Raw genomic sequence first — 22,030 nt, 5'->3', positions numbered from 1 at the left:
GGTGCTGCTTCCCGTATTCTTCGTCCAATCATGCCTCTAACCAACGGCTTCAAACAAGCCTGCAACCACATTGGAAAGGTGCCTTCGGATTTGAAGGCACCTTTTCTTTATGAAGGAAAGTACAAACTATTGAATGCCTGCTGACTTCAAGTACTCCTGCCACTGCTTGGTGTATTCTGCCTGAATTTTTTCCAATCCCGCTTGTTTAGCCTTCTCCATAAATGTGTTCAATCCAGCCTCTACGTCTGCCACCAAACCTACATTAAGCGGATAAAGATATTGTTTTTCCACTTGCTCCAATGCAGCCTTCTCAGCTTGGTACGGTGTCCAGTCTTCAGCAAATCCGGTATAAATATCCGGCTTCTTGATTTTGTCGAGATCTTCAAACATGGTCAGGACATCATCAAAGGTTTTGTCATAGAGCATGAATTCCGGATTGCGCCAAGCCCAGCCATTCATGCCCTCACGCGGGAAGCCGTTTGTTTGTGCATCTCCGACCATTTTGTAGTATCCATTATCTACCTCGAAGTTTTTGCCCTCAACGCCGTATTCAGTCAACCAGTTATATCGTTTGTCTGTCACAAGTTTCTCATAAAATGCCAATGCTTTTTCCGGGTTTTTACTGCTACGCGGAATCGCAAAACCATTGTGGATCGGGTGAACCGGTTGTGCAAACCCTTTCGCATTCGGGTACGGGAAATAAGCCAGTTTCCAATCTGGATGAGTAGACTGCACCTTGATGACATCTGCATTAAATTTGTTCGGGTTCTCCCCGGACAGAACAACAGCTGCTTTTCCATTTTGCAGCAATGAGTTGGAAGTATCCTTTACATTCAATACGTTTTTCGGGAAAAAGCCTTTATCCATCCAACGTTTGTATGTTTTCAGGTCTTCCAGGTGTTGCGCCGATCCCCAGTAGGACGTCACAGTTGTTGGTGTGTCATACATAATATCCAGTCCATATGGAAGTTGACCTGCTGTATTAACCAGCTTGGATGTCAATTGACGAATACCATGGGTATGGTTGGCATTGCTATCCGCAATCGGAATCATATTGGGTTCGTTGGCTTTGATGCCCTCCAGATACGCTTCGAGCGTCTCCAAGGATTCCGGTTTCGGAAGATTGTACTTCTCGCGCAAGTCCTCACGGTACGCAATTCCCTCGGTTACATACTCAATCCAAGTGGATGGAACAGTATAGATTTTGTCATTGATTTTGACAGCATTCCACATGTCATCAGGTACATGAGCTTTCAGTGCTGGCGCTGCTGTAGGCAGCATTTCATCCAGTGGCAGGAACGCACCCTTCTTTGCATAGGACTGGTAGAATGTCCAATCCGCTGTGAAGATCAGATCGATCGGCTGTCCGGAAGACAGCAGCAGTTTATATTTTTGATCCCAGTCGGTCCATGAGGTGTAGTTGAATTTCACATTGACGTTCAGATCAGCCTCCGCCAGCTTATTGATCTCAGATTCAATGACAGGCAGATCTTTCGGAGCATCCCCAAGCATGTAAAATTGAAGTGTGACTTTCTCCCCTTTGTTCCCGGATGTTCCTCCCTGCTCGCTTCCTTGCGTCGATCCCCCCGAACCATTATTACATGCGGCAAGTACCCCGGCGAACAGCATCAGGGCAAGTACCAGAGACAGGTGCCGAATTGTTTTGTTACGCATACGCATCCTCCCTTTTTGTGGTGAACCTTTATATGTTAGCGCAGACTCGCCATGCTTCAGACCGGAAATGATGTCAATGGCCTGACACCCACAGCGTGTTCACGTTCTAACCTTTCACTGCACCAATGGTGAGTCCTTTGACAAAATAACGTTGTACAAACGGATACAGAAACAAAATCGGTCCCGTTACAACGATAGCCATTGCCATCTTGGTTGATTCGGTAGGCACATCCTGACTGAGTGTGATCCCTGTGCCAATCGCCATCTGGTCAATGAATGTAATCGTGTTCATCGTGTTGTAGAGATAAAATTGCAGTTGGTACATATCCGGGTTGTTAATGAAGAGGGATGAGGTAAACCAGTCATTCCAGTACCCCAGTGCCAGGAACAGACCTACGGTTGCGATACCAGGCATCGCCAGTTTCAACACAATGCTGAAATAGATGCGGAAGTCATTCGCTCCATCAATTTTGGCGGACTCAATCAATTCATCCGGAACTGCCGAGCGAATGAAGTTTTTCATCAAGATAATGAGGAATGGCGTCATCAACCCCGGGAAAATCAGTACGGTGTACGTATCTGTGAGATTGAAGTAGTTCGCCAGCATAATGTACCAAGGCACAAGTCCCCCACCAAACAGGGTTGTGAAGTAGATAAAAAACGAAAACGTGTTACGGTATTTAAAATCCTTACGCTGGAGCACAAATCCGGCCATTGTGATGAGGAACAGCCCTAGCGTAGTCCCCACCACCGTTGTAAAGACCGTTACCCCATAAGCCTTGAGTACCTGAGTCGGAAATTTGAACACCATTTTGTAACCTTCCAGGGAAAAGTCCGTTGGAAAGAGGTGATAACCATCCCTCACAATGGACTCGTTGCTGCTGAATGAACCGGATAGGATCAGCAGAAACGGTAGCAAGCACATGATTGATAAAATGATGATGAAGCTGTAGGAAATCAGTTGAAACATGAAAGTGAATTCCGAATCTCTGAGACGCGTATTCGTACGCGTGTGAGTATTCATTGGCGTGTTCATGATTGTTCTCCCTCCTGCCCTGCGGGCGTCTAGAACAAGGCGTAGTCCTCATTTACTTTGCGGATAATATAGTTGACGGTCATGATCAAAATGAATCCAAACAAGGACTGATACAGACCAGCAGCCGTTGCCATCCCGATATCAAACGTGACTTTCAGTGAACGATACACATACGTATCAATAATATCTGTAGCATTGTACAGCACCCCGTTGTTACCGATCAGTTGATAGAACAGGTCAAACTGCCCCTTCATAATGCTGCCGAGTGAGAACAACAACAGGATGACAAAGGTTGGCTTCAGCATTGGTACCGTAATGTACCAGATCCGCTGAAATATATTGGCCCCGTCGATACGGGCAGCTTCATAATACTCGTCACTGATACCCGTTATGGCGGCCAGATAGATGACCATGCTGTATCCAAGATTTTTCCATAGATAAAAGATGATGATCAGGAACACCCAGATCCAGGGTGTGTTATAAATGTCGACCGGGCCGGCCTCGAAACGTTTGAGCACCGTGTTCACAAAACCCGACTCGTAGTTAAACATGTTGTAAGCGATTACACTTAATAGTACAAACGAGATGAAATACGGCAAGAACATGACGGATTGCGTAATTTTTTTGAATAACCTGCCCCGGATCTCGCTAAGCATGATCGCACAGAAGATCGCCAGACCGTTTCCTAATATAATGAAGGCGAGATTGTAACCCACGGTATTGGTTGTGAGCTTCAGCAGCATTCCGGATTGCCACAGGAACTTAAAGTTCTCCAGACCGACAAATGGACTGCCAAATAATCCGCCTTCAAAATCATACCGGGTGAACGCATAATAGATGCCGACCATCGGAAAATACGAGTTAATCAGAAAAAAGATCAGCGTGGGCAACAGCATCAGAAACATGATTTTGTTTTTGTTCAATTCTTTGAGCATGGCTCGATCCCTCCCGAATTTCTTGCGGTGCTGCGTGGTGGAGCTCTCTTTTTATTGTAGATGCACTCTTCACTCACGGATACTGAAGCTTCCCTTCAGAAAATGAACGATTCTGCGAAATGAACTATGAACAAAATGAACGAACCATGAAATGAACAGACATCCACACACATCCGTTCACAAATGTTGATATCGTGCATAGGCTACACCTAGTGAACAATCCAGCGAAAGTTGAACTTTATGTAGACAAAACAGGCAAAATGGCCTGTCCAGCATTGATGTAAACGCATACATAATATATAATTCAAATTACTCTTGTTCTTCTGCTCATCCATATATGAAGCCTCACGTATGTATATGAAATTCTATGTTGTTCACCCAAAATAGGAGGTCTGAGGGGGAAGAAGAATGCGTAAACGTTCAGAGGACAGTCAGAAGGTCTTCACACGGATTCTGATCGGCATTATTATCAGTACCGTCGCTACCTTACTTGTGGCTTCTTCTATTTTGTACGTCAACTATAATCGGATCGCTCTTCGCCAGGTGTATCGTACAGATATGAACAGTCTTACTCAAACCAGCCGTGAAGTGGCCAAAATGACCGAGACTGCAAAATCATTGTCATATCAGATTTATCAAGACTACACCATCTCTTCATTACTGCTCTATTCCAAACCGAATATCTATGAAATCACATCCGCGATGGAGCAGCTAGACAACTACCGTATGTCCCTTCCTTTTATTGAATCTATCTATGTATATAACTCCAAAAGCAATGAATTCTTTATCAGTTCCGACGTGCGCAATGGGCAGCAGTCCATCTCGGAGATCGACGATCAGGGGATTAAAAGCATCCTCCAACGCTTCCATGACTATAAACCTTTTGTTCCCATCCCGCGTACATATCAGGTCGGTTCTACCGAAGCGACAGAGGTTAACAGCTACACCTATCTCTGTTATGACACGATTAATGATAACGCAAAGCTAAACTATGCTGTCATCGTTAATATCAAGGATGATTGGCTCAGTCCTAATATGAATGCTGTGGATCAACCAGGCAAAACCTTTATCGTGAATGAGAATGGAGACCTTTTATCTGACTTTGGCGACCGTGCATTGATGAAAAATCTCTCCAGCGAAGCTTTTATGAAGCCAATTATGCAGGATACGGGGCAATCAGCTTACTTTACCGAGAAGGTCGACGGAGAAAAATCTCTCATCACCTATACCGCTCCCGATGATCTGGGTTGGCGTTATGTGAGAATAACACCTTATGATCTGATTACCTCAGATATACGGAGTATGCGCACACATACCGTTCTGTTTTGTGTTGGACTTCTCTTCGCAGGGTTACTGCTCTCTTACCTTGTGTCCCGAAAACTATATCATCCTATTGATAAGGTGCTTGTTCGTTTACGTGTGATGGAAGCAGAGCGACGTGGCAGTCTTCATTTGTTACGGCAGGATTTTCTACGAGGGGCCCTACAGGGCCGCGAAACAGTAACCGGAGGTATGCTGGAAGAACGGATGAAGTTCTATGGTTCCTCCATTGATGTTCGGCATGCATCCAGACTGGTATTGCTGCGTATTGACCATTTTACCGAATTCAGCGAAACGTATCGTGATGAGACCCAGCTTGTAAAATACGCCATGATGAACATCTGCACCGAGACAGCCGATCTCCACTACAATGCGGAAGCTGTGGACATGGGCGGTGATCTGATCACACTCATCTTCAATGAGAAAGCGGAAAGCCATGAACTTGAGCAACCTGCTCATAACCGGATTGAAGAGCTGCTACGTATGATGCAGGCAGCTGTAATGACCCATCTGAAATGCTCCATCTCCTGTACGATCGGCACGGAAGAAGATTCATTGGAAGACAGTATTGCATCCTACACCAGATCAGCCGAAGCCTCACTGCATCGTTTGTTCATGGGACCGGGCTGTCTGATCTATACCTCTGACATTATGGCTTATCACGCCAAGGAGTACGCATTCCCAGCAGGTAAGGAAAGACAACTTGTCGATCATCTAATGACAGGTAAGACGCGAGAAGCCAAACAAGTCTATGCAGATATCGTCGGCGAGACAGCTGCATATCCGTTTACCGTCTTCCAGCTAGCCTTATCCCATCTGACGATGACACTGAACCATGTACGAAATACCCTCAAGAAGAATAATCAACTCACGCTTGATTCAGTCTCGGATGGTCTAATGCTGCCTGTCAAAGACGCGGAAGACATCAGTGAAGTACATGAACACTTCTATCGAATGTTTGATGAGCTTGGTTCCAAAGTTGAGGAGAAACGTACACTGAAGCACGAAGAGTTGATTCGTAAAATCAATGGCATTATTGAACGGGACTATGCGGACCCCAATCTATGTCTAACTTCTATCGCAGACGAGTTGGGCATGTCGCCCATCTATGTAAGCAGGCTCTACAAACAACTCACCCTGAAAGGGCTCACGGACGTGATTAACGAAACCCGCATAGCCAAGGCCCAGCATCTGCTGGTGGAGACGGAGAACTCCGTTGCCGACATTGCCGAGAGAACCGGATTCACCAACAGTTCATACTTCTATCGCATGTTCAAAAAGTTCAACGGGGTTACACCAAACGACTATCGCCGCAAAGAGTTTCATTCAGAGAACTTTTGAATTTATCCCAGACGTGAGTTTATGGAGTAATGCACATCGATTGTTAATGCAAAAAAAAGAGCGACCTTTGAGAATGAATCATTCACCTCATGTGTCGCTCTTCTTTAATGAGTTTAAGTTAGATTTCGATTTATTCCTGTTCCTGATCTTCGCCAGACTCATCCGAAGCTTCACGAACTTTATACTTGTCCAAACGTGTCTGCTGATACTCACGCAAGGCCTCTTCACCCACAATCACTTCAACGCGGTGAATGTTCATACCTTTACCCATGAATTTCTGCTCGTACTCGGTCATCACATGTTCTTCATTCAAACCATCACGATGCAGATTCAAAGAAATATTGGTCATTTGCAGGCCAAAGTCGGCAATGGCGTTGAGTGAGAAATCAAACAGCGTCTCCGAATCGGTTTTGAAATGAATCTGACCTTTGGGATTAAGCAATTCCGTGTATTTCTTCAGGAAGCGCGGATGCGTCAAACGACGACGTGCATGCTTTGCTTTTGGCCAAGGATCACTGAAGTTCAAATAAATGCGCTCCAGTTCTTCCGGTTCAAAAACTTCTTCGATCTGTTCGATATTTGCCAGCGCAAGCTTCAAGTTCGGGGGAGTCTCCACATCAGCCTGACTCCACGCATTACGAGCCTTCTCACTGGCACGACGAACCAGCTCATCATACATATCAATACCGATGAAATTAAATTCCGGATATTTATAACTCATTTGGCTGATAAATTGACCTTTACCCATACCAAATTCCACGAAGATCGGGTGATCATTGCCAAACAGTTCAGACCATTTTCCTTTATGTTGCTTCGGGTCCAGTACAACAAGATCAACTTGTTGCTCCAGATTTTCTCTTATCCCTTTTCTGCCACGTAAACGCATTTTATTCCTCCGTTTGTCCCATACTTGTCTCAGACTTATTTTGCCGAAGAACTGGCAAATTGTAAAGAGCAATGAAAAGGGAATCTTCGGATCTGCCACTTTGGGCAAATCTCAAAGATTCCCTCTTCGATTTATTTGGAATTGGGGTCCAACTACTTTAGTAGTTCATAGTCTACCTTATCTTGGTGTGAAAAATCAAATGTCTTTTCGAAAGCATCGCGAACTTTTTGTCTTGCAGCCGCTTTCACTTTCGGATTTCCATTAAAACGAACACCTGTTAAAGCCAGTGCTTCTTCTGCCGTCAATTCAACAGACACATGATTCAATTCATTGTTTTTAACTTGGGAATTCATTCATATCACCTCACGGTATAGTATGGTCCATGACGTCAACGTTGATTCAAATGCTATGATGAATAATACCCATTAGATGGTGTCTGACGCTGATTTAAATATAACATAAGGTGTAAACTATAGCAAGGAGAAAACCTTGATTTTACGGCCTATTTTTGCGTTTCGATTCCCTTTTTTTTTCGTTTTTTGATACAATGATAAAAGTTCATGAAGACACCTATAATCGCTATGAATCGTCTATGACGGAAATCGCATAGCGCTTCTTCTTTTGTTCACGTATGATTACTGTAATTCGACAGCCAAAGGAGTACTCTGAAGATGAATGCACCTGCATTACAGTCCCCTCTGTTGTGGGGGGATAAACGATTCCATACCTGGAATTATGAGATGCGCGATCAATTTAACAATAAGGTTTTCAAAGTGATGCTGGATGCTGGATTCACCTGTCCCAACCGCGACGGTTCCATTGCCAAAGGTGGTTGCACCTTCTGCAGTGCGCGTGGATCAGGCGATTTTGCTGGCAGCAGACGTGAAGATCTGGTCACTCAGTTCAATACAATTCGAGATAAACAGCACCTCAAGTGGCCTACAGCCCATTATATTGGCTATTTCCAAGCCTATACGAATACGTATGCTCCGGTTGAGGAGCTGCGCGAATATTTTGAAGAAATTCTTGAGCAACCCGGTGTTGTTGGTTTGTCCATCGCCACTCGCCCGGATTGTTTGCCAGATGACGTTGTTGATTATTTGGCTGAACTGAACGAACGCACCTATCTGTGGGTTGAGATGGGCCTTCAAACGATCCATGATTCCACATCAACATTGATTAATCGCGCGCACGACACGAAGTGTTACGAAGAAGCGGTTGAGAAACTGCGAAAACGGAATATACGAGTGTGTACACATATCATTTATGGTCTGCCTCAAGAGACACATGAGATGATGCTGGAGACTGGACGGGCAGTTGCCAATATGGATGTACAGGGAATCAAGATTCACCTGCTGCATCTGATGCGCAAAACACCAATGGTGAAGCAATACGAAGCTGGTCTTTTACGTTTTCTGGATCAGGACGAGTATATCAAGCTGATCGTAGATACACTGGAGATGCTTCCACCTGAAATGATCGTACACCGCCTTACAGGTGATGCACCGCGTGATCTGCTGATTGGACCGATGTGGTCGATGAACAAATGGGAAGTATTGAACTCCATTGATCGTGAGCTGCGAGAGCGGGATTCATGGCAAGGTAAGTATTGGAGGCGAGCATAGATGGGCTTTCTTTCGGTTCTCAGCTGTGCACATCAGTGGATTGCTTCCCGTCTGCAGCCAGGTGATCTGGCCATAGATGCAACGGTGGGTACAGGAGCAGACACACTATTTTTGGCACAACAAGTAGGCAGGCGTGGTCAAGTCATTGGATTCGATATTCAAAGTGAAGCCCTCACGCTGGCACAGGCCCGGATTCGAAAACAAACCGATGAAGCCAAGCTTGGCTCCATCTCCATGCTTCAACTCAGCCATGATCGAATGGCAGAAGCGGTGCCTGAGTCATGGCTTGCTGCGGTTGGTGCAGTTATGTTCAACTTGGGGTACCTGCCTTCAGAAAGTGCAGATTCCTCCATCATCACCGAGACAGACAGCACAATCGCTGCACTCGAAGCCGCACTCGCTTTATTACGTCCTCGCGGCATCATTACGGTTGTGCTCTACCCTGGTCATGACGGAGGGGCACAGGAAGCAGAAGCTGTATTAGACTGGTCCTCTGCCCTTCCGGTGGAACAGGCACAGGTTGTGATGTATCGCCAATTGCAGCGAGAAACTTCTCCTTTTCTGATCGGAATCGAGAAAAAATAATTTCCTTTGTTCACCAAATACAATAAACTAGACACAATTGCAAGGTGAGCCATTACTGGCTTTCTCTTACTGCGATCTGTGTTCTACATCTACATATGCAAACGTATTCACTTGTTTGCTCATGGCGACTGCATGCCCATGACTGATTAAAGCGATCCACCATTTCATATACTAGAGGAGAGATTACTGATGTCTACGCCATACCCATTACAATTCCAACCTGAATTCAAAGAACGTGTGTGGGGCGGTCGTGCGCTGGAGCAATTCGGCCTTACGCCCCCTGAAGGACATATCGGAGAAGGATGGATGATTGCGGATCATCCAAACGGTACAACCAAGGTATTAAATGGATCACTTGCTGGCAAAGGTCTGGATGAAGTTCGTGAACAACTGGGCACCGAATGGCTTGGAACTAAAGGCGTCTCTGAAAAAGGCGGCCGTTTCCCCCTTCTGATTAAGCTGCTTGACTGCAACGATGACCTGTCCGTTCAGGTTCATCCAACTGACGAGTATGAGGCACTTCCTCCTGGCGAGCTTGGCAAAACAGAAATGTGGTATGTACTCGACGCAAAACCGGGCGCACATATCATCTATGGCTTGAACGAAGGCGTTGATCGGGCAACATTAAAAGAAGCATTGGAAAACGGCACGGTGATGGATACCCTTCGTCAGGTACCTGTAGAAGCTGGTGATACGTTCTTTATCCCTGCTGGAACAGTGCATGCGCTCTGTGCAGGTGTGGTTGTCGCTGAGATTCAGCAAAACTCGGATACGACGTACCGGATCTACGATTACAATCGTCCAGGGCTGGATGGCAAACCACGTGAGTTGCATGTTGAAGACTCATTAAATGTCACCGCTTATGAGGGCGCAGGTGCCTCAACGATGAAAACAAATAACGCTACTCCTGGTGAATGGCTCAAGCTTGCGGAATGCCCTTATTTTGTAGTTGAAAAAGGTATTGTGAATAAACGTTGGGAACTCTCCACCAATCCTGACAGCTTCACGATTCTGGTTGTCTGTGAAGGAGAAGGAACTTTGGAGTGGGCACATGCTGAATCAGACAGCATTGAATTGAAAGCTGGACAATGTTATCTCTTGCCAGCCAATCTGGGTTCTTATACATTGAACGGGAATACCACTATTCTTCGCTCTTATCTACCCTAAATTAAGCTTATATGTAACCTGTGAAGGAGGAATTACACGAGATGCAGGAATCTACCTTTGCCTTGGTCGCTAGTGAAGGTACCCGTATTCATGTGTACCGCTGGCTTCCCGATCCGGAATGCAACGTTAAAGGTGTCGTGCAAATTGCACACGGCATGGGCGAGACATCAGCCCGATACGCCGAATTTGCCGACATCCTTACCCAAAATGGCTATGCGGTTTATGCCAATGACCATCGGGGTCATGGCAAAACTGTGGAGAATGCCAAGTTGCTTGGTAATGCTGGTATCGATGCCTTCCGCTGGATGGCGAGTGATATGATCAATCTGGGCGAAGTAGCCGCCAAAGAGAATCCTGGGGTGCCCCTGTTTCTAATGGGACACAGCATGGGCTCATTCTTGGTACAACATCTCATGTACGCTGGTCATGAGCAGTACCATGCCTTTATTTTATCCGGGACAAACGGCAGACGTGGTCTGCTCCGGTTTGGAGAGAAGCTCGCCTTTTTGCAATGCGGCATTCAGGGGGCTACTCATCCCAGCATGCTGCTCAACGCGATTGTGTTTGGTGGATTTAACCGCTCCTTCCGCCCTGCAACGACACCGTTTGATTGGTTGTCCCGGGACTCACAAGAGGTTCAGCGATTCATTGATGACCCCCTGTGCGGAGCCGTCTGTACAGCAGGCTTTTTCCGCGACTTCTTCAAATTGCTGCTTGAAGTCCATCTTCCACAAAATATGGAGCGCATACCCAAACACAAACCCGTATACCTGTTCTCAGGTGAGAAGGACCCTGTCGGACTTCATGGCAAAGGCGTTCTTAATCTGGTCTCGCAGTATAAGAAGCTTCAGCTGGAGAATATTGAGTATCGCCTGTATCCGGATGGACGCCATGAAATGCTGCATGAGATCAACCGAACAGAAGTAGCCCAGCACGTTGTGAGCTGGCTAGAGCGGAATACCCCTGGCTCGAATACACACCCTAGTCCGGTGAGCCCTACCGAGACGGCTGACTCTATATAATAGAGTCGGAGACAACATACCAAGAGCAAAAAGAAACCCCTGAATCGGATGTCAGCTCACGCTGCGCTCCAGTTCAGGGGTTTTCTTGTTAAGCGATATGAATAATAGCCATGATCAAACGTTATGGATTAACCTTCAATTAACAGGGATTCCGGGTCTTCAAGCAGTTCTTTCACGGTCACGAGGAAACGAACAGCCTCACTACCGTCAATAATCCGGTGATCGTAGGACAACGCGATGTACATCATTGGACGGTTCTCCATCCGCTCTGCATCAATCGCCACTGGACGAAGCTGGATCTTATGCATCCCCAGAATACCCACTTGAGGTGTATTCAGAATTGGCGTAGACAACAAGGAACCAAATGTTCCACCATTGGTGATGGTAAACGTTCCACCTTGCAGATCAGATAACGCCAGCGTGTTGGAACGAGCTTTGGATGCCAGGTCCGCAATACTCTTCTCGATCTCGGCAAAGCCCAGACGATCGGCATCACGCACAACCGGTACAACCAGTCCTTCCTTCGCAGATACGGCGATGCCAATATCATAATACTTTTTGAGTACAACATCTTCGCCATCAATCTCTGCGTTGATTGTAGGGAATTTTTTCAGAGCCCCCACAACCGCTTTGGTGAAGAAGGACATGAAGCCCAGGTTGATCTCATGTTTCTCTTTGAACTTGTCCTTACGGCGTTTACGTACATCCATGATGGCAGTCATATCAACTTCATTAAACGTAGTCAACATGGCTGCTGTCTGTTGAGCCTCTACCAGACGTTTCGCAATGGTTGCACGGCGGCGAGACATCCGCTGACGCTCCACTGGTTTGGTATAGGTAGAACTTCCAGCTGCCGGAGCACTTGGTGTTGCTGGAGCTTTACTCGCAGGTGGAGCAGCAGGAGCAGGCGCCTGATTGTTATGGCTCTTCACATCATCCTGGTATACCCGTCCAATCGGATCTTTGCTCTGAACCTGATCCAACTCGATACCACGTTCACGTGCAAGCTTACGGGCAGACGGTGAAGCCGTCTTGGCACTATCGGATGACTCCGGTGCTGCCGCAACAGGTGCTGGTGGTGGTGTTGGAGCTTCAGGTGCAGGAGTAACGGCCTTTTTCTCTTCAGCTGCTGGTTCGGAAGCGGGTGCACCGCTTCCTCCTCCAGAACCAGCTGAGAGTGTACCGATCGTTTCACCGATCTCGACCGTCTCTCCTTCCTGACGAATGATCTTCTCCAGCACGCCACTTTCTTCTGCGCTGATCTCAATATTTACTTTATCCGTTTCCAGTTCAAGAAGCACATCACCCTGATTAACGGTATCCCCTTCTTTAACCATCCATCTGGATACAGTTCCCTCAGTTATTGACTCACCCATTGCAGGTACTTTAATTTCACTCACAGCTGTTACCTCCCCAGTGGAATATTATTCTTCGTCGTTTGTTTCAACGCAGATGTAATAATCTGTTGCTGTTCCATACTATGCACAAGCTGATAACCGCTTGAAGGACTTGCGTGTTCCGGGCGACCTTCGTATCTAACGGTTGTGCCTTCAGGGGCAACTTCACGAAGACGAGGCTCCATGTATGTCCAGGCACCCATGTTTTTGTTTTCTTCCTGTACCCATACCAGTTCTTTTACATTGCTGAAACGTGCGAGTATACGTTTGATCTCTTCTGCCGGGAATGGATATAGCTGTTCTACGCGAATAATGTGAAGCCATGACCAATCTGCTTTATCTTTTTCAAAAGCATCTTCCAGGTCAATGGCAATCTTGCCACTGCACAAAATAATGCGCTCTACGCGATCCGGCTGTGTACCCAGTCCGGCTTGCTCCAGCACAAGCTCAAACTTGCCTTCACTAAATTCGACTGCCGGTGAAGCAACACGTGGATTCCGAATGAGACTTTTCGGTGACATCATCACAAGTGGACGAGCATCTTCCGTTTCAGTCAACGAAGCTTGACGACGCAACAAGTGGAAGTACTGAGATGCACTCGACAAGTTGGCAACCGTCATGTTGTCTTCTGCACAAAGCTGCAGGAAGCGTTCAAGACGAGCACTTGTATGCTCAGGTCCCTGACCCTCATTCGCATGTGGAAGCAACATAACCAGACTGGATTTCTGAGACCATTTGGCGCGACCCGCTGATACAAACTGGTCAAATATAACCTGTGCACAGTTGGCAAAGTCACCGAATTGAGCTTCCCAGATGACCAGTGTATCTGGTGAATATACGTTATATCCGTATTCGAATCCAACAACGGATTCTTCAGACAACGGACTGTTATAGATTGCAAAGGATGCTCTTGCCTGTGGCAAGTGATGTAATGGGCAGAACTTTGCTCCATTCTCCGAATCGTGCAACACCAGATTCCGATGAGCGAATGTAGCGCGCTCGGCATCCTGTCCACTAATCCGAATTGGCTTACCATCTGCCAGAATGGTTGCAAATGCGAGTGTCTCCGCAAGGCTCCAATCCACTTTTTCCCCTTCGTTCAGGGAAGTGCTCCGGCGTTGCAAAATCCGCTGTAACTTCGGATACACGTTGAAGTTCTCAGGCCATTTCAGCAGATCGGCATTAATGCTGCGAAGATTCTCAAGCGGTACCGCAGTCGGAGTAATCGTAACAGCTTCCGGCTCACTGATTTTCCGCTGATAATATTCATGTACTTCATTTTTCTTCATCTGGTCATAAGCTTCTTTTAATTTGTTCGTTACTCCATCGCGAATGCTCGTAATGGATGCATCATCGATAATCGATTCCTCTTTCAACTGATCCTGATACAAGTGGCTTACCGTTGGATGGTTTTTCACCTTGTCATAAACGATAGGTTGAGTTGTTTCGGGATCATCGGTTTCGTTATGGCCGTAGCGACGATAACCGATCAAGTCGATCAGGAAATCTTTTTTGAAGCGATTGCGATACTCGGCTGCCATACGAATGGCTGCAATACAAGCATCTGGATTGTCCGCATTCACGTGTACAATCGGAATCTCGTACCCTTTAGCAAGGTCACTTGCATAGTACGTTGAACGGGAATCACCGCTATCTGTAGTGAAGCCCAGACGATTGTTGACGATAATATGGATGGTTCCGCCATTCTGATATCCTGGCAGAGCTTTGAAGTTAAGCGTCTCTGCAACAATCCCTTCTCCAGGGAATGCTGCATCACCGTGCATCAAAATGGTAGCTGCCTTCGTCACGTCTTGCTTCGGATATCCAGGGTCACGACGGTCATCCTGAGCCGCACGAGCAAACCCTTGTACAACCGGATTAACGTATTCCAGATGGCTCGGGTTATTCGCCAGAGTAAGGCGTGCCTGCACAGTTTCCCCGTCTTTCACAAAACGGTTGGCACCCATATGATATTTGACATCCCCCGTCCAACCGTAGTTGATCCCAGTCGAACCTTCCGATGGAACCAAATCTTTGTTCGGAGCATGATGAAATTCAGAGAAAATTTTGCTGTACGGTTTGCCCAAAACATGAGCCAGTACATTTAACCGTCCACGGTGGGCCATACCCATCAGAATGTGGCTTGATCCGGCTTCTGCCATGATGCGAACAGCTTCATCCAGCATCGGCACAAGCACATCGTTACCTTCGATGGAGAAACGTTTCTGCCCAACAAATGTTTTGTGAAGATAATCTTCAAATTGCTCGACTTGAACCAAACGTTCCAGCAAAGCCTTACGTTCTTTCGGCGTAAGTGGAGCCGGTGATGTCCGAGATTCCGCACGACGATTCAGCCACTCACGCTCTTGAACTTCGTGCACATGACTGAATTCGTAGGCCATGGGTCCAGTGTATATCTGACGCAAACGTTGGATTGCATCCCATCCGGTTGCTGTCTGCCCATCTGCACCTTCCCAGATCAGGGAAGCAGGCAAAGCTTTCAGATCTTCTTCGTTTAATTCAAAATGCTGAGGTTCCAGCAAAGATGTGTCTGTATCTTCACTGATTCCAAGCGGATCTATATCTGCAGCAAGATGACCATAGGTGCGGATGTTCCATACCAGTTTACCCGCTGTAACCGCTTTCTGTAATAGTTGAATGTCTACGCTTCCGGAAGCCGATTGGGCGTTGCCGGAATTCAAGGTTGTGCGTGCATCCCTGCCAGACATCGGCGGTGCACCCCATTGTTCAAATAGTTCACGATAAGCCGGTGTAACCGAACCAGGGTCTTGAGTGAATAATTCATATTGTTCCTGTACGTATCCCATATTGGGGCCATAGTAACTTTCCCAGGGCTTCTTGTTGCCTTCCACGATCGTCATCGACGTTCCCTCCGTCTTGATTTAGTCATAAGTTTTTGACGGAAATCATTGACTAAGCCGTAATTTGCGTTCGTTCAACATTTTAAGCGAAATTTTTCATGAAGTCCAATAATCGTGCTGTTGGTGGTAGTAACGTTAGTCCGACGCTCCCGTCAAGGTTTGTCTGCGTTTTCAAAATCAAAGTAAAACAATGATTGTATATACCGTCGCACAGATGTCGAATACTGTCCTGATCCGTTCGAAGGTTACACTTTCTCCACTTCTTCAAGTGAAGTCCATGTTCTACTATCTATTCTATAAACTTTTACGCTCAGGAGCATTTCCTATTTTTAGTTCAATTGATGCATAAATTAGATGAATCGAATAAATCGATCAATTTGGGTAGAACAACGAACGCTTAATTACAACAAAATAGGCATACGATCTCCCATTTTACCTCCTTAATTGAATTGTGGTCCATTATGTGCAAAAACAAACCGTCAAGTTAAACATTAACCATTTGACGTCACATTCAACAAATAATTGGGGTTTTCTTCAGGAGACCCACAGCAAAAAGCTGGCCCAGACATAAATTATCCGAGCAGCTTCTTTGGATTCAGCAAATTTCACCCCAGCAAATACTTCCTATTTCTTTTCATCCTCTGTAACAGCATCCAGATCTATGGCCATACGGATCATATCCACACAGCGGATACCATCCTCTATAATCTCTTCCTCATAATGCCTCACAAAGAAGTCACGATCAACCCCGATAATGCGAAAACCGCAACGTTGGTATAACTTCAATTGATGAAAGCTGGAGTTGCCTGTCCCTATCTCCAGAATCCGGCAGCCCAATCTACGTGCAGCTTCCATCGCTTCCTTAATCATGTGTTTGCCTACACCTTGTCCCTGCAGTTCTTCCTGTACGGCAATATTAACAATCTCCGCAGTCTCCGGACGAGTCTTCAACAATACGAACTCCCCAACCATCTCACCTTCATACTCGGCAATAAAACAAACACCCCGACTCAGGTACTCATCAACAATTGCTTTTGAAGGATCAGCCATCAATAAAAGTTCGTAGGGTCTCTCTTCTTCCCAGTCCAAAATCCGGAACGACAATTTCATGCCAATCTCCACCTTTTCATCGTACAATATTCATTTACGTTCTGTTTGCAGAAGCCTATGTATGGCAAATCCACAAATATATCATTCTTCATTTCAACAAACTAGTTTACTCAATCTATTAATCACACAATATTACCCACAGACTAGTCATCTCCTATAAAAATAGCAAACTTCATTATATCATAATATTTGGATATAAATATATAGATATGGATGATACATTATGAGGCATTATTTTATATCCTAACCCAAGCTTAAATGCTCATGGATTAATTTCCATTCCCCATCAAGCGTCGCCGCAATGTATCCTTGCAGGGCATGCTGGTATCCCATGATTTTTCCTCCTTCTGACGGTTTAACTTATCGGGTCCCACTCTGTTCAAGTACCGAATCGCTATACACCATAAATGTCTCTTGCAGTGTACGTCCGGATGACTTCTCCCAGATCACGCTGCGCTCAAAAGTACCTTTTTGGAAAAAACGCGGGAAACGTTCAGCAAACCAATCCTGCATAGGCAGCTCAAAAACCCGCTTCATAGGCACCCATAACAGTTCGCCTTCGGGCGGATCTTGCAATAACTGACCCTCAAATGAAGTCGCCAAATAGTTAAATACCATGTACCGCAATCCTTGTTCGGGATCACAGAACTCATCAAGCCCTTTATACGTAATCTCATTGACCGCTAGCCCCGTCTCCTCCAGTACCTCCCGGACGGCACCATCCACGATACTCTCCGGAAAGTCTACCTTCCCCCCAGGAGCAATGTATCCCGGAAATCCTTTGCGGTCCGGCCGATTCATTAACAACACCTGATCATTCATTTTGTCCCATATCATACACATCGTTAATATCTCTATTCTAGTATCCATATTCGTCCTCCTGCTAACGTGCGCTTCTCTGCTGTACACTAACATTTCTGGGAATAACCTGTGTTTTCCTTCTTTATTCCCACTCTGATTCATTGGTATTTTCACCGGTCTCACAGTATAGTCTATGATGATATATATGCATACGAAAGGCGGACGCCCTGTACACCTGTACATCAGAAGCCCGCCTGTTTTGTGATATTCTATGCTGCTCTTTCCTCAAGCCTGGAGTTTCCAGTTCTCAGTTCAATTCCGTAATCAACACCCGGCGTTCCTTCCATTCAGCCCGGCGATAAGCCTGTTGCATACCAAATTTGCGGATACTTGCCTTTGGTACCGATTTATATGGTAAAACGATCGTAAAGTCCTCATCAAACGGGAAAAAAGACAGGCCTACTTTTTCATTGGATAACCACTCTGCCTGAATCGGTTGTCTGGAACAGGCATCAAATGTACAACTGAGCCCTTCTGCAAAAAAATCATAACGCGCAGCAGGTGTTCCAGGTTCCTCCATACAGAGAAACAGACTGAGCTGATCACAGAAAAGCATAATCTCCACATCACTTTGCAGCCTCTGTTTCAGTGCTTCAGCATCACCACCAAGCTGTTTCTCCCAATCCAGCTGACGTTTGTGTTCTTGTTGCAGATAATCTCGGATGTCATCATCATCCTGAGCATTGGCCCCCAGATTTTTCTGAAATAGCTCGGTGTACATCAAGCTACACAATAATCCGGCGTAGAGGTTTTTCTGACGAACTTCTTCAATCCCTTTATGGTAGAATACAAAACGCGGACGCAATGGAAAGTCACGAAACGAATACGGCGATTGACTGTAATCATTCAAGAACGGAGATGAATCCAGTTCAATCCAGCCACGGTCATGTTCCTTGGCCGCTAGAATCAATTCATCCCGATGCGCAGCATCGGCTAGTAATTCATTTTTCCAGTGGGAAGCCATCTCTCCGGCTACTAATCCATGCTCATGCTGTGCAGTCAAAACAAAATCATGCTCTCTCTCATATACGATCATTTGCTGTCACCCTTCCGCATGGTATACGTTGACTTTAACATAAATTGGGTTAAACTTTCCTAGTAAGTTGTTTTTCGCTCCATTTTGACGAAAGGCATTATGAAAGGCACAATGTAAAGGTGTTGTCAGTTTCCTGAAATTTGATACACTAAAGGTTGTGTCCACAATTATATTACATACAGAAAGCGGGATCTCATGAATTTATACTCTCCTTACATCGAGTTTAACCGCAAGGAATGGGCTGAACTTAAAGAACATCAGACCACTCTTCCACTGACGGAAGCCGAATTAGAACAGTTAAAGGGATTGAATGAAGAGGTATCGATTCAAGAAGTCGAAGATATATATTTGCCTCTTACCCACTTTATTGACCTATATGCAAGAGTTTCACGAGAACTGAATCAACTGACGGCCTCCTTTATGAAAAAAGAAGCCCTCCCCACCCCCTACATCATTGGAATCGGGGGTAGTGTTGCCGTGGGCAAAAGTACAGCGGCCCGCTTGCTACAGGCACTGCTCGCCAGAGGTAAGAATAGCCCGAAGGTTGACCTTGTCACAACCGACGGTTTCTTATATCCCAACGCCGTGCTGCAAGAGAAGGGCATCATGAACCGCAAGGGATTCCCGGAAAGTTATGATATCAAATCCCTGATTCAGTTCATGGGTGATGTAAAATCTGGCAAGCCCGAAGTGAAAGCACCCGTCTACTCTCACCTCGCCTACGATGTCATTCAAGGGGAAGAGAAGCAGATCTGTCAGCCGGATATTCTCATTATTGAAGGTATCAATGTACTTCAGATCAAAAAGGAAACGCCTTTGCTGGTTAGTGATTTCTTCGATTTTTCCATCTACATTGATGCGGAAGAAGAGCATATACGACACTGGTACGTTGAGCGTTTCAAGCTACTCCGCAATACAGCGTTCCAGAACACGGATTCCTTTTTCCATCAACGATTCGCCAATATCGATGAAGAAGAAACCGTGCGTACGGCCAACCAGATCTGGCAAGATATCAATGCCAAAAACCTGCATGAAAACATTTTGCCAACCAAAGGGCGTGCCAGACTGATTTTGAAAAAGGAAGCCGACCACTCCATTGGGCAGATTCAATTGCGCAAACTGTAGACAACACTCGTGCAGTACACTTTGATGTTATATCTAATTACCCTTAAAAGGAGAGAAAAACACATTGCAAACCCTGATTATACTCGGCAGTATTATGATGTTCCTGGCTGTTGCTTTGGGTGCTTTTGGCGCACACGCGCTCAAGCGCAAACTATCCGCTGACATGATCAAAATCTATGAAACCGGTGTTCAATATCACCTCATCCACGGACTTGGCATCATCCTGATCGGACTGCTGGCAGACCGTCTTGAATCCTCTTCACTCGTCATGCTTGCCGGATGGCTGATGTTCGCCGGGATCATCCTGTTCTCTGGCAGCCTGTACGCTTTAAGTGTAACGGGTGTTCGCAAATTGGGAGCTATTACCCCACTTGGCGGAGTCGCATTTTTGGCTGGATGGGTTATGATCATAATTGCGGCATTGTAAACATGCCCTGTGAATAAACGAAAAGAGTGTTCTGGCTGATATAATATCGCTGGAGCACTCTTTTACTGTTTAATCTGTCCAAATTCTGCGAATGGTGGACAGCCCTGCATCTGGCAGTTGTCTCTCCAGCACATACACATCCGGGTTAGAAAGTTTGGTCCACTCTTCATAACCAAAGGATGGTTCATACTCACGAATAAGCAGTGATAACAAGTTCCCATGTGTAACCACGGCCCCGTGCTGTTCTGGTCTGCTCCACAACTCTTCCAGTAGTGCCAGCCCCCTTGCAGCCGCGTTTCTCGAAGATTCCCCGCCTTCTTCCACCCAATCCACATCATCGTATGTACGTTTCAGTACATCCATCCAGTTAGGCAGATCAAGAGAACTAAGTACCCTCTCCTGGAGACGTTCATCCGTATGTATATGTTGCAGTGTTGCTATGCCCAGTGGCATAGCCGTCTGAACGGCCCTTTTCCATGGGCTGGAGACAATATACGATATGGAATGATGAGCCAAGATATCTGCAAGTTTTTCAGCCTGCCTGATCCCTTCATCTGTAAGCTCAGCATGGGGTTCCTGCCCTGTGGCCTTGGCGTGACGGATAAGGTAAATGGACTTCATAGCTATCACCTCCTATGGTGTAACCTACATAGAGTTCTTCTCAAGATATTGAAGTGCACTGTACATCTTCTCCTGCTCTTCCTGTCGGCCTGATGAACTGAGGAAAGTGACCTGTTCCCCTGTTCTGTCTCCATGTTGAGCCACCAGTCCAAGCCGTTGCTTCAGATGGTTCACTGTACCTGTACTGCCATCAATAATCTGTATATGATCTGGCAGAACCGTGCGCAGAATGGACGTATAGAATGGATAATGCGTGCAACCAAGCACCACTGTGCCATACCCATGAAGATCGAGATCTGCCAGCTTGAACCGGAAATAATCAGCGATTTTGCCCGGATCAAAATCCAGCTGTTCGCACCATTCCACTAGTTCCGGCAGCGCAATGGAATCCACACTGTGGTGATCATCAACACGCGATACCAGTTCGTTATACTTGGTTTGGCTCAAGGTGAGGGCCGTGGCAAATACAAGCACTCTCTTCCCACTATCACGATTCATCTCCACGGCTGGTTTCACCGCAGGCTCCATGCCAATGATCGGGATATCGTATTTGGCGCGCAGATCCTTCACAGCCAGACTTGTTGCTGTATTACAAGCAATCACGATTGCCTGGACATCCTCCTGAACGATGGCTTCCACACAATCAAAAATATGTCCTCTAACCTCATCCGCCGACTTGGTTCCATACGGTACATGTAAAGTATCCGCATAATACAGAAATTTCTCTTCAGGAAACTGTTGTAATGCCTTATGCAAAACGGTTAAACCACCGATGCCTGAATCAAAAAAAGCAATTTTTTTAGTCAAGGATTTCACCTCTATAATGTATTCTTTCGGGTTCCAAGAACCTCTCAATGCTGCTCATGCTGACTGGAGGTGAGGTTTGTACTTCCGGCTCATCACACACTACAGTGCTTGACGGCTTGCGGGAACCATTCCGGTTACGGATCGTTCTTCTGATCGCTGACTAAGGCGAACGC

19 protein-coding genes are annotated in these 22,030 nt (G+C 46.1%); 7 read left to right on the top strand and 12 right to left on the bottom strand.

What is annotated here, in order from left to right; genetic code table 11:
* Window positions 1-126: 126 nt before the first annotated feature.
* From MHI12_RS08585 to MHI12_RS08575, 3 genes are all read right to left on the bottom strand, one after another.
* On the bottom strand, window positions 127-1,680 hold the full coding sequence (locus MHI12_RS08585; RefSeq protein ID WP_405172160.1) for an ABC transporter substrate-binding protein: 1,554 nt from the start codon (window positions 1,678-1,680) through the stop codon (window positions 127-129).
* 100 nt (window positions 1,681-1,780) lie between these two features.
* Window positions 1,781-2,644: a carbohydrate ABC transporter permease gene (locus tag MHI12_RS08580; protein WP_370511436.1), complete on the bottom strand. Its 864-nt coding sequence runs from the start codon at window positions 2,642-2,644 to the stop codon at window positions 1,781-1,783.
* Between the two features lie 95 nt (window positions 2,645-2,739).
* Entirely contained in the window at window positions 2,740-3,645 is a 906-nt protein-coding gene (locus MHI12_RS08575) for a sugar ABC transporter permease (RefSeq protein ID WP_017689672.1), read from the bottom strand.
* A 408-nt stretch (window positions 3,646-4,053) separates the two neighbouring features.
* Here MHI12_RS08575 and MHI12_RS08570 point away from each other — a divergent pair, with 408 nt between their 5' ends.
* The gene (locus MHI12_RS08570) at window positions 4,054-6,306 is read left to right on the top strand and encodes an AraC family transcriptional regulator (RefSeq protein ID WP_405172159.1); all 2,253 of its coding nucleotides are present in this window, start codon (window positions 4,054-4,056) and stop codon (window positions 6,304-6,306) included.
* A gap of 130 nt (window positions 6,307-6,436) precedes the next feature.
* On the opposite strand, the gene trmB is transcribed toward MHI12_RS08570, so the two are convergent.
* Window positions 6,437-7,192 (bottom strand): tRNA (guanosine(46)-N7)-methyltransferase TrmB, encoded by a 756-nt coding sequence (gene trmB / locus MHI12_RS08565; protein ID WP_076252463.1) that lies wholly within the window; start codon window positions 7,190-7,192, stop codon window positions 6,437-6,439.
* Window positions 7,193-7,344: 152 nt separating this feature from the next.
* Complete coding sequence (locus MHI12_RS08560) at window positions 7,345-7,545, bottom strand: hypothetical protein (protein ID WP_036610190.1); 201 nt, start codon at window positions 7,543-7,545, stop codon at window positions 7,345-7,347.
* A 318-nt stretch (window positions 7,546-7,863) separates the two neighbouring features.
* Between MHI12_RS08560 and MHI12_RS08555 the strand changes: the two genes are divergently transcribed.
* From MHI12_RS08555 to MHI12_RS08540, 4 genes are all read left to right on the top strand, one after another.
* Window positions 7,864-8,817: a TIGR01212 family radical SAM protein gene (locus tag MHI12_RS08555; protein WP_405172158.1), complete on the top strand. Its 954-nt coding sequence runs from the start codon at window positions 7,864-7,866 to the stop codon at window positions 8,815-8,817.
* Window positions 8,818-9,402, top strand: coding sequence for a class I SAM-dependent methyltransferase (locus MHI12_RS08550; protein ID WP_341006553.1), 585 nt, complete (start codon window positions 8,818-8,820; stop codon window positions 9,400-9,402).
* Between the two features lie 189 nt (window positions 9,403-9,591).
* Window positions 9,592-10,569: a type I phosphomannose isomerase catalytic subunit gene (locus tag MHI12_RS08545; RefSeq protein ID WP_405172157.1), complete on the top strand. Its 978-nt coding sequence runs from the start codon at window positions 9,592-9,594 to the stop codon at window positions 10,567-10,569.
* 41 nt (window positions 10,570-10,610) lie between these two features.
* The gene (locus MHI12_RS08540; RefSeq protein WP_405172156.1) at window positions 10,611-11,591 is read left to right on the top strand and encodes an alpha/beta fold hydrolase; all 981 of its coding nucleotides are present in this window, start codon (window positions 10,611-10,613) and stop codon (window positions 11,589-11,591) included.
* A gap of 128 nt (window positions 11,592-11,719) precedes the next feature.
* Here the strand turns inward: MHI12_RS08540 and odhB are convergent, their stop codons facing one another.
* The 5 genes from odhB to MHI12_RS08515 all read right to left on the bottom strand — a co-directional run bounded on the left by odhB (window position 11,720) and on the right by MHI12_RS08515 (window position 18,877).
* Window positions 11,720-12,991: a 2-oxoglutarate dehydrogenase complex dihydrolipoyllysine-residue succinyltransferase gene (odhB, locus tag MHI12_RS08535; RefSeq protein ID WP_405172155.1), complete on the bottom strand. Its 1,272-nt coding sequence runs from the start codon at window positions 12,989-12,991 to the stop codon at window positions 11,720-11,722.
* A 5-nt stretch (window positions 12,992-12,996) separates the two neighbouring features.
* On the bottom strand, window positions 12,997-15,870 hold the full coding sequence (locus MHI12_RS08530) for a 2-oxoglutarate dehydrogenase E1 component (protein ID WP_405172154.1): 2,874 nt from the start codon (window positions 15,868-15,870) through the stop codon (window positions 12,997-12,999).
* Between the two features lie 624 nt (window positions 15,871-16,494).
* Entirely contained in the window at window positions 16,495-16,980 is a 486-nt protein-coding gene (locus tag MHI12_RS08525) for a GNAT family N-acetyltransferase (RefSeq protein WP_076209233.1), read from the bottom strand.
* A gap of 360 nt (window positions 16,981-17,340) precedes the next feature.
* On the bottom strand, window positions 17,341-17,850 hold the full coding sequence (locus MHI12_RS08520; RefSeq protein ID WP_405172153.1) for an 8-oxo-dGTP diphosphatase: 510 nt from the start codon (window positions 17,848-17,850) through the stop codon (window positions 17,341-17,343).
* A gap of 238 nt (window positions 17,851-18,088) precedes the next feature.
* Window positions 18,089-18,877 (bottom strand): DUF3891 family protein, encoded by a 789-nt coding sequence (locus tag MHI12_RS08515; protein ID WP_405172152.1) that lies wholly within the window; start codon window positions 18,875-18,877, stop codon window positions 18,089-18,091.
* 195 nt (window positions 18,878-19,072) lie between these two features.
* Between MHI12_RS08515 and coaA the strand changes: the two genes are divergently transcribed.
* Together coaA and MHI12_RS08505 are read left to right on the top strand one after the other, a co-directional pair.
* Window positions 19,073-20,002, top strand: coding sequence for a type I pantothenate kinase (gene coaA, locus MHI12_RS08510; RefSeq protein ID WP_036610217.1), 930 nt, complete (start codon window positions 19,073-19,075; stop codon window positions 20,000-20,002).
* 64 nt (window positions 20,003-20,066) lie between these two features.
* Entirely contained in the window at window positions 20,067-20,429 is a 363-nt protein-coding gene (locus tag MHI12_RS08505; protein ID WP_405172151.1) for a DUF423 domain-containing protein, read from the top strand.
* A 69-nt stretch (window positions 20,430-20,498) separates the two neighbouring features.
* Here the strand turns inward: MHI12_RS08505 and MHI12_RS08500 are convergent, their stop codons facing one another.
* Together MHI12_RS08500 and murI are read right to left on the bottom strand one after the other, a co-directional pair.
* Window positions 20,499-21,050 carry a histidine phosphatase family protein gene (locus tag MHI12_RS08500; RefSeq protein WP_405172150.1) on the bottom strand — a complete coding sequence of 184 codons (552 nt, stop codon included), beginning with the start codon at window positions 21,048-21,050 and terminating at the stop codon, window positions 20,499-20,501.
* Window positions 21,051-21,074: 24 nt separating this feature from the next.
* Window positions 21,075-21,857, bottom strand: a complete 783-nt coding sequence (murI, locus tag MHI12_RS08495) for a glutamate racemase (protein ID WP_405172149.1) — start codon at window positions 21,855-21,857, stop codon at window positions 21,075-21,077.
* Window positions 21,858-22,030 lie beyond the last annotated feature (173 nt).

Origin of the sequence: Paenibacillus sp. FSL H8-0280 (assembly GCF_045040665.1) — a bacterium.
Taxonomy (GTDB): Bacteria; Bacillota; Bacilli; order Paenibacillales; family Paenibacillaceae; genus Paenibacillus; species Paenibacillus xylanexedens_A.
Note: the sequence above shows the minus strand (reverse complement) of the source record. Positions and strands in the feature narration are given on the sequence as shown.

Coding starts and splice junctions, on each gene's coding strand:
- MHI12_RS08545 (WP_405172157.1), top strand. CDS start 9,592: ATGTCTACGCCATACCCATTACAATTCCAACCTGAATTCAAAGAACGT.
- MHI12_RS08555 (WP_405172158.1), top strand. CDS start 7,864: ATGAATGCACCTGCATTACAGTCCCCTCTGTTGTGGGGGGATAAACGA.
- MHI12_RS08585 (WP_405172160.1), bottom strand. CDS start 1,680: ATGCGTATGCGTAACAAAACAATTCGGCACCTGTCTCTGGTACTTGCC.
- coaA (WP_036610217.1), top strand. CDS start 19,073: ATGAATTTATACTCTCCTTACATCGAGTTTAACCGCAAGGAATGGGCT.
- MHI12_RS08540 (WP_405172156.1), top strand. CDS start 10,611: ATGCAGGAATCTACCTTTGCCTTGGTCGCTAGTGAAGGTACCCGTATT.
- MHI12_RS08500 (WP_405172150.1), bottom strand. CDS start 21,050: ATGAAGTCCATTTACCTTATCCGTCACGCCAAGGCCACAGGGCAGGAA.
- MHI12_RS08530 (WP_405172154.1), bottom strand. CDS start 15,870: ATGACGATCGTGGAAGGCAACAAGAAGCCCTGGGAAAGTTACTATGGC.
- trmB (WP_076252463.1), bottom strand. CDS start 7,192: ATGCGTTTACGTGGCAGAAAAGGGATAAGAGAAAATCTGGAGCAACAA.
- MHI12_RS08580 (WP_370511436.1), bottom strand. CDS start 2,644: ATGTTTCAACTGATTTCCTACAGCTTCATCATCATTTTATCAATCATG.
- MHI12_RS08560 (WP_036610190.1), bottom strand. CDS start 7,545: ATGAATTCCCAAGTTAAAAACAATGAATTGAATCATGTGTCTGTTGAA.
- MHI12_RS08550 (WP_341006553.1), top strand. CDS start 8,818: ATGGGCTTTCTTTCGGTTCTCAGCTGTGCACATCAGTGGATTGCTTCC.
- MHI12_RS08520 (WP_405172153.1), bottom strand. CDS start 17,850: ATGGATACTAGAATAGAGATATTAACGATGTGTATGATATGGGACAAA.
- MHI12_RS08575 (WP_017689672.1), bottom strand. CDS start 3,645: ATGCTCAAAGAATTGAACAAAAACAAAATCATGTTTCTGATGCTGTTG.
- MHI12_RS08525 (WP_076209233.1), bottom strand. CDS start 16,980: ATGAAATTGTCGTTCCGGATTTTGGACTGGGAAGAAGAGAGACCCTAC.
- MHI12_RS08515 (WP_405172152.1), bottom strand. CDS start 18,877: ATGATCGTATATGAGAGAGAGCATGATTTTGTTTTGACTGCACAGCAT.
- MHI12_RS08570 (WP_405172159.1), top strand. CDS start 4,054: ATGCGTAAACGTTCAGAGGACAGTCAGAAGGTCTTCACACGGATTCTG.